The 14413-nt window shown below is 71.2% G+C and carries 15 protein-coding genes; 2 read left to right on the top strand and 13 right to left on the bottom strand.

The features are described from left to right. Positions 1 to 10: 10 nt before the first annotated feature. From mutM to DEI85_RS06415, 6 genes are all read right to left on the bottom strand, one after another. The gene (mutM, locus tag DEI85_RS06440; protein ID WP_111123474.1) at positions 11 to 982 is read right to left on the bottom strand and encodes a bifunctional DNA-formamidopyrimidine glycosylase/DNA-(apurinic or apyrimidinic site) lyase; all 972 of its coding nucleotides are present in this window, start codon (positions 980 to 982) and stop codon (positions 11 to 13) included. A 4-nt stretch (positions 983 to 986) separates the two neighbouring features. Further along, positions 987 to 1712 (bottom strand): ribonuclease III, encoded by a 726-nt coding sequence (gene rnc / locus DEI85_RS06435; RefSeq protein ID WP_173034235.1) that lies wholly within the window; start codon positions 1710 to 1712, stop codon positions 987 to 989. Positions 1713 to 1725: 13 nt separating this feature from the next. After that, positions 1726 to 1929 carry a 50S ribosomal protein L32 gene (gene rpmF / locus DEI85_RS06430; protein ID WP_017888273.1) on the bottom strand — a complete coding sequence of 68 codons (204 nt, stop codon included), beginning with the start codon at positions 1927 to 1929 and terminating at the stop codon, positions 1726 to 1728. Between the two features lie 55 nt (positions 1930 to 1984). Then, the gene (locus tag DEI85_RS06425) at positions 1985 to 2557 is read right to left on the bottom strand and encodes a YceD family protein (RefSeq protein ID WP_111123475.1); all 573 of its coding nucleotides are present in this window, start codon (positions 2555 to 2557) and stop codon (positions 1985 to 1987) included. A 116-nt stretch (positions 2558 to 2673) separates the two neighbouring features. Beyond that, complete coding sequence (gene coaD, locus DEI85_RS06420; RefSeq protein ID WP_110859111.1) at positions 2674 to 3159, bottom strand: pantetheine-phosphate adenylyltransferase; 486 nt, start codon at positions 3157 to 3159, stop codon at positions 2674 to 2676. Between the two features lie 38 nt (positions 3160 to 3197). Continuing rightward, the gene (locus DEI85_RS06415) at positions 3198 to 5426 is read right to left on the bottom strand and encodes an ATP-dependent DNA helicase RecG (protein ID WP_258376337.1); all 2229 of its coding nucleotides are present in this window, start codon (positions 5424 to 5426) and stop codon (positions 3198 to 3200) included. Positions 5427 to 5523: 97 nt separating this feature from the next. On the opposite strand from DEI85_RS06415, the gene DEI85_RS06410 reads away from it, so the two are divergent. After that, positions 5524 to 6084, top strand: a complete 561-nt coding sequence (locus DEI85_RS06410; protein WP_110859112.1) for an RsmD family RNA methyltransferase — start codon at positions 5524 to 5526, stop codon at positions 6082 to 6084. 94 nt (positions 6085 to 6178) lie between these two features. Here DEI85_RS06410 and thiL read toward each other — a convergent pair whose 3' ends face one another. Beyond that, entirely contained in the window at positions 6179 to 7174 is a 996-nt protein-coding gene (gene thiL / locus DEI85_RS06405; RefSeq protein ID WP_111123477.1) for a thiamine-phosphate kinase, read from the bottom strand. 24 nt (positions 7175 to 7198) lie between these two features. Between thiL and DEI85_RS06400 the strand changes: the two genes are divergently transcribed. Beyond that, complete coding sequence (locus DEI85_RS06400; RefSeq protein WP_110859114.1) at positions 7199 to 7684, top strand: DUF3515 family protein; 486 nt, start codon at positions 7199 to 7201, stop codon at positions 7682 to 7684. Between the two features lie 106 nt (positions 7685 to 7790). Here the strand turns inward: DEI85_RS06400 and DEI85_RS06395 are convergent, their stop codons facing one another. The 6 genes from DEI85_RS06395 to leuC all read right to left on the bottom strand — a co-directional run bounded on the left by DEI85_RS06395 (position 7791) and on the right by leuC (position 14276). Continuing rightward, positions 7791 to 8873: a D-alanine--D-alanine ligase family protein gene (locus DEI85_RS06395; protein ID WP_071244873.1), complete on the bottom strand. Its 1083-nt coding sequence runs from the start codon at positions 8871 to 8873 to the stop codon at positions 7791 to 7793. 59 nt (positions 8874 to 8932) lie between these two features. Next, positions 8933 to 9946: an NAD(P)H-dependent glycerol-3-phosphate dehydrogenase gene (locus tag DEI85_RS06390; protein ID WP_110859161.1), complete on the bottom strand. Its 1014-nt coding sequence runs from the start codon at positions 9944 to 9946 to the stop codon at positions 8933 to 8935. Positions 9947 to 10025: 79 nt separating this feature from the next. Continuing rightward, positions 10026 to 10850 (bottom strand): lysophospholipid acyltransferase family protein, encoded by an 825-nt coding sequence (locus DEI85_RS06385; protein WP_110859115.1) that lies wholly within the window; start codon positions 10848 to 10850, stop codon positions 10026 to 10028. A gap of 5 nt (positions 10851 to 10855) precedes the next feature. Continuing rightward, positions 10856 to 12223 carry a UDP-N-acetylglucosamine 1-carboxyvinyltransferase gene (gene murA / locus DEI85_RS06380; protein ID WP_110859116.1) on the bottom strand — a complete coding sequence of 456 codons (1368 nt, stop codon included), beginning with the start codon at positions 12221 to 12223 and terminating at the stop codon, positions 10856 to 10858. After that, entirely contained in the window at positions 12223 to 12819 is a 597-nt protein-coding gene (gene leuD / locus DEI85_RS06375; RefSeq protein ID WP_110859117.1) for a 3-isopropylmalate dehydratase small subunit, read from the bottom strand. Before leuD ends, murA begins: the two co-directional genes overlap by 1 nt. Then, positions 12819 to 14276, bottom strand: a complete 1458-nt coding sequence (leuC, locus tag DEI85_RS06370; RefSeq protein WP_111090488.1) for a 3-isopropylmalate dehydratase large subunit — start codon at positions 14274 to 14276, stop codon at positions 12819 to 12821. Before leuC ends, leuD begins: the two co-directional genes overlap by 1 nt. Between the last annotated feature and the right edge of the window lie 137 nt (positions 14277 to 14413).

The following is a 14413-nucleotide window of genomic DNA, read 5'->3' as shown; positions in this document are numbered from 1 at the left end:
TGGCGTCAGGCTAACGCGTGCGGGCGCGGGGACGGGGTTGGCACACGGGGCAGATGTGGCTCGACCGGTTCATGAAGGCCTCGCGCACGATCGTCGTGCCGCAGCGCGGACACGGCTTCCCCTGCTGCCCGTAGACGTTCAGGCGCTGCGAGAAGTACCCGGACTGCCCGTTCACGTTGACGTACTGGGCGTCGAAGCTCGTGCCGCCGTCCTCGAGCGCCCGGCGCAGGATGGCGCGCACCTCGTCGAGCAACCGTCGCAGGTCGGCACGGGTGAGGCGGTCGGCGGCGCGGTCGTAGTGCAGCTTCGCGGCCCAGAGCGACTCGTCGGCGTAGATGTTGCCGATGCCGCTCACGACGCCCTGGTCGAGCAGCACCCGCTTGATGCCGCTCGAACGCTTCCGCGCCATCGCGGCGAACCGGTCGTCGTCGAACGCGGGGTCGAGCGGGTCACGGGCGATGTGCGACACCTGCCCGGGCACCCACCGGCGCCACACGGCGTCGGGGTCGATCGCGTCGACCTGCCCGCCGAACCCGGCGGGAGCACCGTCGATCGTCGGCACCATCGCGTCGATCGCCATCGAGCCGAACGTGCGCTGGTCGACGAACTCGAGTTCCACGGCGGGCTCCGCGGCACCAGAGCGGTCGGTGCCCGCGGGCTGCACGTCGATGAGGATCCGCCGGTGCTTGGCCGCCGGTCGACCACGGCCGAGCAGGATCTGCCCGCTCATGCCGAGGTGAGCGACGAGTGCCTCGGGGCGATCCCCGTCGTGCTCGGGCTGCAGCGGCATCCAGAGGAACTTGCCCCGGCGGACGGCAGCGGCGATCGTGCGACCGGTCAGTCGGTCGGCGAAGTCCTCCGAGGGGCCGTCGTGCCGGGTGAGCGCACGGTCGTCGACCACGTCGACGTGCAGGACCCGCGCACCGCTGACGGCGGGTTCGAGGCCGGCGCGGACGACCTCGACCTCGGGGAGTTCGGGCACGCGGTCAGGCCGCTCGACCGGACAGCCGGGTCCAGGCGTCGAGCGCGGCGGCCATCTCGGCGGCCTTCTTGCTCGACCCGGTGCCGGTGGCGATGTCCTCGCCCTGCAGGACGACCGTCGCCATGAAGGTCTTGTCGTGGTCCGGGCCGGTCTCGGTGACGCGGTAGGCCGGGTTGCCGAGCGAACGACTCGAGGCGAGCTCCTGCAGGCTCGTCTTCGGGTCCATCGCGGCGCCGAAGCGGTCCGGGTCGATCATGAGCGGCTCGACCAGGCGGAGCACGAGCTCGGTGGCCGGGTCGGGGCCGGCGGACAGGTACGTCGCGCCGATGACGGCTTCGACGGTGTCGGCCAGGATCGACGACTTGTCGCGCCCGCCGGTCTGTTCCTCGCCCTTGCCGAGGCGCAGGTAGCGGCCGAGCCCGATCATCCGGGCGATCTCGGCCAGCGCCACGGTCGACACCAGGCTCGCCCGACGCTTGGCGAGGTCACCCTCGTCGAGGTCGGGGAACGACCGGTAGAGCTTTACGGTCACGGCCTGGCCGAGGATCGAGTCCCCGAGGAACTCGAGGCGCTCGTTGTGCTTGATACCCCCGTGCTCGTAGGCGTAGGAGCGGTGCGTCAGGGCGAGCTGGAGCAGCTCGAGGTCGATGTCGGCCCCGAGGATGCCCTGCAGACGAACGACGTCCGGCCCCGCGGGGCGAGACCCCGCAGCGCCGGACGTTGTCGTCATGCGTTCGGTCCGATCAGACGTCGGCGACCTTGCGGCCCTTGTACTCCATGTACAGGGGCGTGCCGGCCGAGTCCTCGACGACCTTCGCGCGGTGCGGGAGGCTGTAGGTGACCTGACCGTTCTCGATCGTCTTCACGAGCTGGATCGGCGTGGCCTTCCACTGCGAACGACGGGCGTGCGTGTTCGCACGGGACTGCTTGCGCTTGGGAACGGCCATGGTGAATCTCTTTCGGTTGGTCGGTGGTCGGTACGGGGGCTGGCGGTGTCGGGACCTACTCGGTCTCGGACCGCTCCTCGCCCTCGGTGGTCTTCGGTGCGGTGGTGTCACCGTCGGTGCTGTCGTCGAGCTCGATCGCGCTGAGCGCTGCCCAACGAGGATCCAGCACTTGACGAGCGGGCTGCTCGCCGAGGTCGGCCAGACGCTCGCCCGTCACCGGGTCGAGTCCTGGGCAGTCCGGTCGGCAGACCGGCTGGAACGGCAGCGACAGCACCACCGCATCTCGAACGACCTGTTCGGTGTCCACGTGGTCATCGCGAACGAAGAAGTCGAAATCCTCCGAGGCATCATACGCGAACAGCTCGGCGAAATCGACCTCGATCGGTTCGCTGATGTCGATGAGGCAGCGCGAGCACTCCCCCGTGGCGTCGGCCGAAGCGTGTCCGGACACGAGGACACCCTCGTGCAGGCCTTCGAGTTTGACGTCGATGTGCAGTTCGGCACCCTGTCGGACGCCGATCAGACCGGCCCCCATCGCGTCGGGCACCTCGATGTCGAGCGAGTGCTCGCGCATCTCACCCGGCCGGTGCGCGAGGTCGCGCACGCGCAGGGCGTAGGGGCTGTTCACGGGGGAAGACACGATCGACAAGCCTAGCGCGATCGGGGCCGAGAGTCGAGGTGGCGACAGGCGTGTCCGGACGCGGTGGGTTCAGTGAGCGTGCTGGGTGTGCTGGGCGGGCGTGCTCAGCGGGCCGCGAGCGCGTCGGCAACCGCCTTCGGCACGTACGGCGTGACGTCACCGCCGAGGGACGACACCTGGCGGATCAGCGAGCTCGACACGTGCGCCCGTGACGCCTCCGGCAGCAGGAACACCGTCTCGACGTCGGCCAGGTGGCGGTTCATGATGGCCATGGGGGTCTCGTACGCGACGTCCTCGCCGGACCGCACGCCCTTCACCAGGACCTTCGCCCCGACCTGCCGGCAGTAGTCCACCAGCAGACCGGACGTCCACTCGCCCACCGTGACCGTGTCCGGCGCGCCGACCTCGACCAGCGACTCGCGGATGAGCCGCACCCGGTCGACCGCCTCGAACATCGCCGGCTTCTTGTCGGGGTTGTGCACCACGAGGACGTGCACCTCGTCGAAGAGCCCGGCCGCGCGGCCGATGACGTCGAGGTGCCCGAGGGTGACGGGGTCGAAGGAACCGGGGACCACCGCGATCTGCGCCATGGCAGCGACGATACCGCGCGGGCCGTCGTGCTCCGGGGTCAGTTCTTGCCGAGGAACGCCGCGTCGGACTCGTCCAGGCGCCGGGCGAGGGCGTCACGGAGGGCCGGGGACCCCTCGAGTTCGGGATCGGGTTCGAGCACGCGCTCCGCTTCTTCGCGCGCGTCGACGATGAGGTCGGCGTGCTCGACCACCCGGAGCAGGTTGAGCGAGGACCGCCCACCGGACTGCCGTTCGCCCAGGACGTCGCCCTCGCGCCGGAGCTCGAGGTCGACCCGCGCGAGCTCGAACCCGTCGTCCGAGGCGGCCACCGCGTCGACGCGCTCGCGCGAGGTGGTCTCGAGCTCGGCCGAGGTGACCAGCAGACAGACGCCGGCCCACTGCCCACGACCGATGCGGCCGCGGAGCTGATGGAGCTGCGAGACCCCGAACCGGTCGGCGTCGAGGACGGCCATCATCGCCGCGTTCGGGACGTCGACGCCGACCTCGATCACGGTCGTCGCGACGACCACGTCGAGGTCGCCGGCGGCGAAGGACGTCATCACGCGGTCCTTCTCGTCGGCGGTCATCCGACCGTGCAGGACCGCGATCGAGCGCCCTTCGAGCACGGGCATGGTGCGCATCCGCTCGGCCGTGGCGAGCACGGTCGCCGGGGCGCGCTTCGGGGCGTCGTCCTGGCCCTCGGCCGGCTCCGGCTCGCCGTCGTCCTCGGTGTGGGCGTCGTCGATGGCCGGGCAGACGACGAACGCCTGGCGGCCCTTGGCCAGTTCTTCGGCCATGCGGGACCAGATCCGGGGTTCCCACCCGGGGTGCTCCGCCAACGGGACCGTGAAGGTCTCGACGCCGGCGCGCCCCGACGGCATGCCCGTGATGGTCGAGACGTCGAGGTCGCCGAACACCGTCATCGCGACGGTGCGCGGGATCGGCGTCGCCGTGAGCACGAGCACGTGCGGCGGGGTCGTGCCCTTGGTGCGGAGGGCCTCGCGCTGCTCGACACCGAAGCGGTGCTGCTCGTCGACCACCACGAGCCCCAGCTCGGCGAAGTCCACCCGGTCGCCCAGGAGCGCGTGGGTGCCGACGACCAACCGAGAGCTGCCCGACGCCGCGGCGAGCAGGGCACGGCGACGTTCGTCGGTGGACTGCGACCCGGTCAGGATCACGGGTCGGAGCTCGGCGGCCAGGTCCGGCCCGAGGAACTTCACGATGGAGCGCAGGTGCTGGGCCGCCAGCACCTCGGTCGGGGCGATGAGCGCGGACTGGCCACCGGACTCGGCCACCGTGAGCATCGCCCGGATCGCCACGAGGGTCTTGCCGGACCCGACCTCGCCCTGGATCAGCCGGTGCATGGGCCAGGTGCGGGCGAGGTCGTGGTCGATGTCGGCACCGACGGCCCGCTGGTCGTCCGTCAACGTGAAGGGCAGGGTGGCGTCGAAGCGCTCGAGGATGCCACCGGGGGCGGCCACGCGCGGGGTGGCCGCGGTGCGACGGGCCGCGATCCGGCGCTGCACCAGGGCGGTCTGCAGCACGAACGCCTCGCGGTAGCGCAGGGCGTCCTGCGCGCGCTTGAAGTCCGCGACCTTCTCGGGGCGGTGCAGCAGCTCGAGGGCACGGCGGAACGGCACGAGGTCGAGCCGGGACCGCGCGGACGCCGGCACCGGGTCGGGCAGGTCCGGCAGGGTGTCGAGGACGATCCCGATGGACTTCGCGATCTGCCACGACGTGAGTGAGGCCGTCGCCGGGTAGATCGGGATCGGCTGGCGCGACCACCGGATCGCTTCGTCGGAACCGGGCTCCGCCGTGGCGCGGGGGTCGTCGGGGTCGAACAGCTCGTAGTCGGGGTGGGCGAGCTGCCGGGCACCCCGGTAGTCGCTGACCTTGCCGGAGAAGATGCCCCGGGCACCGGGTACGAGGTCCTTCGTGCGCCACCCCTGGTTGAAGAACGTGAGGGTGAGCAGGCCCTTGCCGTCGCCGATCTTCGCTTCGAGGATCGAGCCACGGCGCGCGCGCATGGTGCGTTCACGGACGTCGACCACCTCGGCCACGATGGTGACGGGTTCGCCGATCGCGAGCGAGTCGAGGGCCGTCAGTGCACCACGCTCGGCGTAGCGGCGGGGCGCGTGCTCGAGGAACTCCCCCACCGTGCGGTAGCCGAAGGCCTTCTCGATCGCGGTCGCCGTCCGACCGCCGAGCACGTTCGCGAGCCGCGCGTCGAGCGGCGCCGGACCGAGGTCGGGCGCGGCCGGCGCAGCGGGGGTTCCGGAGGTGACCACGTTCCAACGGTACCGGGCACGACCGACCCCACCCGCGCCTCCCGAGCGGCCAGTGGAGAACATCGGACCGGACCCGCCGGGCCGATACGGTGGCTGCATGACCCGCATCATCGCCGGCGCCGCCGGCTCCCTGACGCTCCGGGTGCCGAAGTCCGGCACCCGCCCGACGAGCGACCGCGTGCGCGAGGCGCTGTTCTCGTCGCTCGAGGCACGGGGGCTCGTCGAGGCCACGTCGGTGGCCGACCTGTACGCGGGCACGGGCGCGCTCGGGCTCGAGGCGGCGTCCCGCGGTGCGGCCGAGGTGGTCCTGGTCGACCGGGCATCCGCCGCCGCGCAGGCCTGCCGGGCGAACGCGAAGGCCGTGCAGCAGCGGGTGCCGGGCGTCCGGATCGACGTGCAGCCACAGCCGGTGCTCGGGTACCTGCGCGGGACCGTCCGCACCTTCGACCTGGTGTTCATCGACCCGCCCTACGACGTCACCGAGCACGAGCTCGCCGAGGTGCTCGAGGCCCTGGCGCCGAAGCTGACGCCGGATGCCGTCGTGGTGGTCGAGCGGAGCAAGCGCTCCCCCGAGCCCACCTGGCCGGCGGGGCTGGAGCCGTTCAGCAAGCGCAGCTACGGCGAGACCGTCGCGTGGGAGGCCGTCGCCGCCGGCTGAGGCGTTCTGGCGCGTGTGCACGCGCTCTGCGACAGTGCACCTGTCGAACGACGCGTGTTCTGTCGCAACACGGTCGTGCACCGACAGGGCCGGGTCAGCCGGCGGCGCCGTCCCAGTCGGCGTAGGGGTCCCAGCCGGTCGTCGGCACCGCGGCACCGGCGCGCAGCAGGTCCGCGTCGCCACGCTCCCGCACGACACCGATGCGCCGGAAGCCCCCGGGCAGGATCACGTCGGCCGGGAACGTGGCCAGCAGTCCGTGGTCTTCGCCACCGTGCAGCGCCACCTCGTCGAGGTCGGTGGCGGCATCGAGTTCGAGCGTCACCCGGCTGGCACGGGCGAGCCGACCGGCGTCGATCGTCAGGCCGTCGGACAGGTCGAGCATCGCGGTGGCCCCGGCTCCGGCCGCGAGCGGCCCGTCGGCGATCGGGGGCACCGGGCGGCGCTGGCGTCCGACGTCGGGGTCGACGTCCGCGCCGCTCGCGACCGTCGCGGCACGGTCCGGCTCGCCCCGGCCGTCGACGCCGTCGCGGAACAGCCGGGACAGCCCGCGGGCGGCACGCCCGAGCTCGCCGGACACCGCGAGCACGTCACCGACGCTCGCGCCCGACCGCAGCACGGGCGCCCGGCCCAGCAGGTCACCGAAGGCGGTGACGGCCACCGTGAACGTCGCCGAGGTGGAGAGGTCTCCCCCGACGACCCCGCACCCCGGCGCGAGTGCGTCGACGGCGAGCCGGAAGCCGTCGGCGATGCCCTCGAGGACGGACACGGGGGTGTCCTGCGGTGCGGCGAGGGCGATCACGAGGCCACTCGGCACGGCACCCATCGCGGCGACGTCGGACAGGTTCGTGGCGGCCGCCTTCCAGCCGATGTCCGACGGCGACGACCACGCCCACCGGAAGTCCGGACCGTGGACCATCATGTCCGTCGTCACGACGAACCGGCCGTCGGGGGCGGCCACGACCGCGCAGTCGTCTCCGGGGCCGAGGATCGGCGTCCCTGCGGGCAGACGGCTCGTGATCCGGTCGAGGACGACGAGTTCGCCGAGCTCCCCCACCGTCGGTCCGGCCCAGGCGTCGTCCGTCGCATCCACACGAGAACGGTAGCCTGGACGGCGATGGACACCGCGCGCCGCACCCCTCGCACCCTCGCGATCCTGGGGGCCGTGATCACCCTCGCCGCCGGGCTGACCGGGTGCACGAACGCCGTGTCGATGTCCGCCGCGCCGTCGGCGAACGCAGCGGCGTGCGCCGCCGTGCAGGTCCGGTTGCCCGCGACCGTGGACTCGAAGTTCGACCTGCGGAACACGAACGCGCAGGCGACCGCTGCCTGGGGCGACCCCGAGGTGGCGATCTACCACTGCGGTGTCGCCGTCCCCACCGTGTCCGACCTGCCGTGCTTCTCGCAGGGCGGCGTGGACTGGATCCGCGACGACCGGGGCGACCAGGTCGTCTTCACGACGTTCGGTCGGTCACCGGCAGCGCAGGTCGTGGTCGACTCGACGAAGACCACGTCGACGGTCGTGCAGGAGCTGTCCGACGCCGTGTCGTCGCTGCCGAAGGACGGTCACGAGTGCCTCGACCCCGACGACGTGCAGGGTTGACCCAGCGGACGGAGCAGCGCCAGCTCAACCAGCGCCTCGACCCCGACGACGTGCAGGGCTGAACCCCGCCTGACGCTCGCGCGCCGACCGGGCCAGCACGGCCTGGTCAGCGGACGGCCGCGCGACCCAGCTCGATGAGCTCGGTGATCAGCTCGCCGTAGGACACCCCCGACGCCGCCCAGCAGCGCGGGTACATCGACAGCGGCGTGAAGCCCGGCATCGTGTTGACCTCGTTCACGACGAAGCCGTCGTCGGTCAGGAAGCAGTCGACACGGGCCAACCCGGAACCACCGATGGCCTCGAACGCGCGGGCACCGATGGAGCGGATCTCGTCGGTCTGGTCGTCGGTCAGCGGGGCCGGGCAGAGCAGCGACTCGTCGCCGCCCAGGTACTTCGAGGCGAAGTCGTAGAAGCCGTCCTCGGCCACCACGATCTCACCCGGCAGGCTCGTGCGCGGCACACCGTCACGCCCCTCGAGCACGGCGACCTCCACCTCGCGGCCGACCACACGGGGCTCGACGATCACCTTGGAGTCGTGCTCGAACGCCAGGTCCATGGCGGCACCCAGCTGCGAGGGCTCGTCGACGCGAGAGACACCCATGCTCGACCCGGCGCGAGCCGGCTTGACGAACAGCGGCCAGCCGTGCGCGGCGATCGTCTCGGCGACGTCCACCGGGTCGGCCGCCCACTGCCGGCGGAGCACGGTGGTCCACGGTGCGACCCGCAGCCCGGCGTGCTCGAGCACGGCCTTGGCGACGTGCTTGTCCATCGCCAGGGCGCTCGCGAGCACGCCGTCGCCGACGTACGGCAGCCCGGCGATCTCGAGCAGGCCCTGGATCGTGCCGTCCTCGCCGAAGGGGCCGTGCAGGATCGGGAACACCACGTCGACCGGGATCGCCGTGACCGTGCCGTCGGGGTGGGACACGACGAGTTCGTTGGTGGCCGGCGAGGTCGGGAACGCGATCCGCGTGCCGTTGTCGGGCACGGTGGGCAGCGCGCCGTCGCGGATGGTCCACTGCGCCGGGTCGTCGGACTGCAGCGTGAAGGCACCGTCCTGGGTGATCCCGATCGGCACGAGGTCGTACTCGGCCCGGTCGACGACGTCCATGATGCCGCCGGCGGTCACGCAGCTGATCTCGTGCTCGCTCGAGCGACCGCCGAAGAGCACGGCGACGGTGGTCCTGGGCATGGGGGTTCCCTCGGGGATCGTGGGCACGGGAGTCCCTTCGTGACTCGGTGCGGGACCGGTCACTCGCCCTGCGGCTCGTCGGTCTCGGTGAGGTGCGGCGCGATGTTGCGCGGATCGAGCCTACCGGCGAGGACCTCGCCGACCTGGCTGACGATGGGCATGTCGACGCCGTTCGCCGCGGCCAGCTCGAGGATCGGGGCGACCGAGGCCAGCCCCTCCGCCGTCTGGTTCATCTGGCGGACGACCTCGTCGAACCGGTAGCCCTGGCCGAGCAACCGCCCGGCGGTGTTGTTCCGCGACAGCGGTGACTGGCACGTGGCGATGAGGTCGCCGAGGCCCGCGAGCCCGGACAGCGTGGACGACTGCGCGCCGAGCGACACCGCGAAGTCGGTCATCTCGGCGAGGCCGCGCGTGATGATCGAGGCCTTGGTGTTCTCGCCGTAGCCGACCCCGTCGACGATGCCGATCGCGACGGCGATGAGGTTCTTCAGCACGCCGCCGAACTCGGTGCCGATGACGTCGGTGTTGATGAACGACCGGAAGTACGGGTTCGTCGCGACTGCGGCGACCTCGGTGGCGGTCTCCAGCGAGGACGACGACACCACGGCAGCTGTCGGCTGCCGTCGGGCGATCTCGAGCGCCAGGTTCGGGCCACTGGCCACCGCGATGCGGTCCTGGTCGATGCCGAGGCCCTGCAGCAGGACCTCGCTCATCCGCAGTCCCGTGCTCTTCTCGACGCCCTTCATCAGGCTGACGACCGGCACGTCCGCGGGCAGCAGCTCGCGGATCGCCGCGAGGTTCGAGCGCAGGGTCTGCGAGGGCACCGAGACGTACACCTGCGAGGCGCCGTCGAGCACGCGCTCGAGGGACGTCGACGCGGTCAGGGTGCGGGGCAGGTTGATGCCGGGCAGGTAGTCCGAGTTGCGCTTGGTCTCGGTGATCTCGCGAGCGACCTCGGGGCGGCGGGCCCACACCACGGTGGACGCACCGCCCTCGGCCAGCACCTTCGCGAACGTGGTGCCCCAGCTGCCGGCACCGATCACGGCCACCCGGGGCTTGTCGGTCGACTGCATGACCACCCGGATCGCGGCGGTGTCGAAGGCCCCCGGAGCCGCGGCGGCGGGGTCGGGTCGGTCGTCGTGGGGTCGGAGGTCACTCAAACCGGCCGGTCTCCTTCTGGTTGTTCGCCGCCGGGTCCCAGCGGGTCGCGGGTGCCCGCTCGCCACGGAGCACCTCGAGCAGCGCGGTGATCTCGCGCATGACGAGTTCGGTGGCCGCGCCGAGCATCTGCTGGTCGATCTGCCGACCGCGGTACGCCGACAGGTCGACCGGGTCACCGATGATCACGTCGACGCGGGACGGCGGGAACAGCCGGAGCTTCTTGCCGTACCGCGCCATGATGTTCTGCGTGCCCCAGTGGGCCATCGGGATGAGCGGCACGTCGTTCTCGAGCGCGATCCGCACCGCACCCGTCTTGCCGCGCATCGGCCACAGGTCGGGGTCGCGGGTGAGCGTGCCCTCGGGGTAGACGATGATCGCCCCGCCCTGCTCGACCAACGAGCGTCCGCCACCGAGCGGGTCGCTCAGGCGCGTCCGGCCGGAGCGTTCGACCGGGATCTGTCCCATGCCGGACATGAGCTTGCCGACCACGGGGACCTTGAACAGCGACGCCTTCGCGAGGAACCGCGGCGCCCGCTTCGAGATGTACACGGCGGTGCCCACGACCAGGGGGTCGATGTTCGTGAAGTGGTTCGGCGCGAGCACGAACGCACCCTCGGCCGGCAGGCGGTTCGGGCCGTGCCAGTGGTAGCGCGCCGAGAACCGGAACGTCGGGATGACGATCGAGGCGACGATCCGGAACGCGGTGTTCAGCTCACCGCGGCGCCACCGGCGCCCACGCACGGGGAGGCCGGTCGTGACCTGCGCGTCGGAGCCGCCACGGGCCTCCAGACCGTCGCCCTTTCCTGCAGCCCGCACTGCGCCTATCCAGCGAAGTCGAAGTCGGCGCCGAGCTTGCGCAGCTTCGGGATGAAGTGCTCGTAGCCGCGACTGATGATGCCGACGTTGGTGATGTGCGACTCGCCGTCGGCGGTCAGCGCCGCGATGAGGTGGCTGAACCCGCCGCGCAGGTCGGGGACACGGACGTTGGCGGCGTGCAGCTTCGTCGGACCGGTGATGACGGCGGCCTGCTCGAACGGGCGGCGGGCGACACGACGGTCGTGGCCGGGCAGCCCCTCCTTGTGCACGACGATGTCGGCACCCATCTCGTTCAGGGCGTCCGTGAAGCCGAAGCGGTTCTCGTAGACGGTCTCGTGCACGATGCTCCGGCCGTCGGCCTGCGTCAGCGCGACGACGAGCGGCTGCTGCCAGTCCGTCATGAAGCCGGGGTGCACGTCGGTCTCGATGACCACGGGCTTCAGGGTGTCCAGCTCGCGGTAGAACCGGATGCCGTCCTCCTGGATGTCGAACCCGCCGCCGACCTTGCGGAAGACGTTGAGGAACGTCATGAGCTCCTGCTGGTTCGCACCCTCGACGAAGATGTCGCCGTTCGTGGCGAGCGCGGCGGAGGCCCAGCTCGCGGCCTCGTTGCGGTCGTTGATCGCGCGGTGCGTGTAGCCGCGGAGCGACTCGACGCCCTCGATGAAGATGACGCGGTTCGGCTCGACCGAGACGATGGCGCCCATCTTCTGCAGGATCGCGATGAGGTCCATGATCTCGGGCTCGATCGCGGCGTTCCGCAGCTCGGTGACGCCCTTGGCGAGGGTCGCCGAGAGCAGGACCTGCTCGGTCGCGCCGACGCTCGGGTACGGCAGCTCGATCGACGCGCCCTTCAGGCCGTCCGGGGCCGTCAGGTGGATGCCGTTGACCTGCTTGTCGACGACCGCACCCATGGCGCGGAGGGCGTCGAGGTGGAAGTCGATCGGGCGGTCGCCGATGCGGCAGCCGCCGAGGTCGGGGATGAACGCCTCGCCGAGCTTGTGCAGCAGCGGACCGCAGAACAGGATCGGGATGCGGCTCGAACCGGCGTGTGCGTCGATCTCGGCGAAGTGCGCCGACTCGACCCGCGACGGGTCGAGGATGAGTTCGCCTCGTGCAGGATCGGTGATGCGCACGCCGTGCACCTCGAGCAGCCCGCGGACCACCTTGACGTCGGAGATGTCCGGCACGTCACGGAGGATCGACGGGGTGTCACCGAGCAGCGACGCCACCATGGCCTTGGTCGCGAGGTTCTTCGCCCCACGGACCTCGATGCGTCCCACGAGCGGCTTGCCCCCGCGGATGACGATCTCGTCCGACTTGAGGCCCACGCGCGCCCCTGCGGCCGCTGCGTCCTGTACGAGAGAGTTCACTACTTCACCGGCAATGTCTTCGGCCGCCAACTGGAGCGGCGGGATTCGAACTCCGTGATCGAGGTCTCGTCACGGAGGGTGAGCCCGATGTCGTCGAGCCCTTCCATCAACCGCCAACGAGTGTAAGCGTCGATCTCGAAGGGGACGTCCACATCCCCCAGCGACACGCGCTGCGTCACGAGGTCGACCGTCGCCTCGATGCCCGGGTTCGCCTCGATGGCGGCCCACAGACGCTCGACCTCCGGTTCGGTCACGATCGCCGTGACCAGGCCCTGCTTGCCGGCGTTGCCCTTGAAGATGTCCGCGAAACGGGGTGAGACGACCACCGTGAAGCCGAAGTCGCGGAGCGCCCAGACGGCGTGCTCGCGGGACGATCCGGTACCGAAGTCCGGCCCGGCGACGAGCACACGGGCACCCTGGTAGCGCTCCTGGTTCAACACGAAGTCGGGGTCCTGCCGCCACCCGGCGAACAGGGCGTCCTCGAAGCCGGTCTTGGTGACGCGCTTCAGGTAGACCGCGGGGATGATCTGGTCGGTGTCGACGTTGGACCGCTTGAGCGGCGCGGCGATGCCGGAGACGGTGGTGATCTTGTCCATCAGAAGGTCCCCTCGGTGGCGGTGGCGGACGTCGCCGCCGCGATCTCGTCGTCGGTCTCCAGGTCCCACGGGCTGGACAGCGTGCCGCGCACCGCGGTGGCCGCGGCGACGAGCGGCGACACCAGGTGCGTGCGGCCGCCCTTGCCCTGGCGACCCTCGAAGTTGCGGTTCGAGGTGCTCGCGCAGCGCTCCCCCGGTGCCAGCTGGTCCGGGTTCATCCCCAGGCACATCGAGCAGCCGGCGAACCGCCACTCGGCACCGAACTCGGTGAACACCTGGTCGAGCCCCTCGGCCTCGGCCTCGAGCCGGACCCGCGCGGAGCCGGGCACGACCATCACCCGGACGCCGTCGGCCTTGGTGCGGCCCTTGATGATCGACGCGAAGGCCCGCAGGTCCTCGATGCGCGAGTTCGTGCAGGACCCCATGAACACCGCGTCGACGGCGATGTCCTTCATCGGGGTGCCGGCGGTGATGTCCATGTACTCCAGCGCGCGGCGAGCAGCGGCCTGGTCGTTGGGGTCGCTGTAGGCGGCCGGGTCCGGCACGCTCTCGGACAGCGAGACGCCCTGGCCGGGGTTCGTGCCCCAGGTGACGAAGGGCTCGAGCTCGTCCGCGTCGATGAACACCTCGGCGTCGAACACGGCGTCGTCGTCGGTGGCGAGGGTCTCCCAGTACGCGACGGCGTCGTCCCAGTCCTGACCGGTGGGCGCGTGGTCGCGGCCCTGCACGTAGTCGTAGGTGGTCTCGTCGGGGGCGACCATGCCGGCGCGGGCACCGGCCTCGATCGACATGTTGCAGATCGTCATGCGGCCCTCCATCGAGAGCGCGCGGATCGCGGAGCCGCGGTACTCCAGCACGTAACCCTGTCCACCGCCGGTGCCGATCTTCGCGATCACGGCCAGGATGATGTCCTTCGCCGTCACCCCCGGGCGCAGCGTGCCCTCGACCGTGATCGCCATCGTCTTGAAGGGCTTGAGCGGCAGGGTCTGCGTCGCGAGGACGTGCTCGACCTCGGACGTGCCGATGCCGAACGCCATCGCGCCGAAGGCCCCGTGGGTGCTGGTGTGCGAGTCGCCGCAGACCACGGTGATGCCGGGCATGGTCAGGCCGAGCTGCGGACCGACCACGTGGACGATGCCCTGCTCCTTGTCGCCCAGGGAGTGCAGCCGGACGCCGAACTCCTCGCAGTTGCGACGGAGGGTCTCGATCTGGATCCGGCTCGTCGGGTCCGCGATGGGGCGGTCGATGGCGAGCGTCGGGGTGTTGTGGTCCTCGGTCGCGATCGTCAGGTCGAGGCGACGCACCGGACGCCCGGCCTGCCGCAGGCCGTCGAACGCCTGCGGACTCGTCACCTCGTGCACGAGGTGGAGGTCGATGTAGAGGAGGTCGGGGTTGCCGTCCTCGCCCTTGACCACGACGTGGTCGTCCCACACCTTCTCGGCGAGCGTCTTTCCCATGAGCTCAGCCCTCCTCGTCCTCGTCGTTGCGCCGCGACCGCGGCCCGATCAGGCGACTCTACCATTGGTATACCAACGCGGGACACCCGGCCCGCCGCAGGCCCGGCACCCCGCCACGGCGTGGCCTGGAGGCCCGT

It is taken from the genome of Curtobacterium sp. MCBD17_026, from assembly GCF_003234895.2.
Lineage (GTDB): Bacteria > Actinomycetota > Actinomycetes > Actinomycetales > Microbacteriaceae > Curtobacterium > Curtobacterium flaccumfaciens.
Note: the sequence above shows the minus strand (reverse complement) of the source record. Positions and strands in the feature narration are given on the sequence as shown.

What these genes read in the sequence shown, in the direction of transcription:
- rnc (WP_173034235.1), bottom strand. Translation starts at nt 1,712, where the DNA reads ATGACGACAACGTCCGGCGCTGCGGGGTCTCGCCCCGCGGGGCCGGAC.
- rpmF (WP_017888273.1), bottom strand. Translation starts at nt 1,929, where the DNA reads ATGGCCGTTCCCAAGCGCAAGCAGTCCCGTGCGAACACGCACGCCCGT.
- coaD (WP_110859111.1), bottom strand. Translation starts at nt 3,159, where the DNA reads ATGGCGCAGATCGCGGTGGTCCCCGGTTCCTTCGACCCCGTCACCCTC.
- DEI85_RS06410 (WP_110859112.1), top strand. Translation starts at nt 5,524, where the DNA reads ATGACCCGCATCATCGCCGGCGCCGCCGGCTCCCTGACGCTCCGGGTG.
- DEI85_RS06400 (WP_110859114.1), top strand. Translation starts at nt 7,199, where the DNA reads ATGGACACCGCGCGCCGCACCCCTCGCACCCTCGCGATCCTGGGGGCC.
- DEI85_RS06395 (WP_071244873.1), bottom strand. Translation starts at nt 8,873, where the DNA reads ATGCCCAGGACCACCGTCGCCGTGCTCTTCGGCGGTCGCTCGAGCGAG.
- DEI85_RS06390 (WP_110859161.1), bottom strand. Translation starts at nt 9,946, where the DNA reads ATGCAGTCGACCGACAAGCCCCGGGTGGCCGTGATCGGTGCCGGCAGC.
- leuD (WP_110859117.1), bottom strand. Translation starts at nt 12,819, where the DNA reads ATGGACAAGATCACCACCGTCTCCGGCATCGCCGCGCCGCTCAAGCGG.
- leuC (WP_111090488.1), bottom strand. Translation starts at nt 14,276, where the DNA reads ATGGGAAAGACGCTCGCCGAGAAGGTGTGGGACGACCACGTCGTGGTC.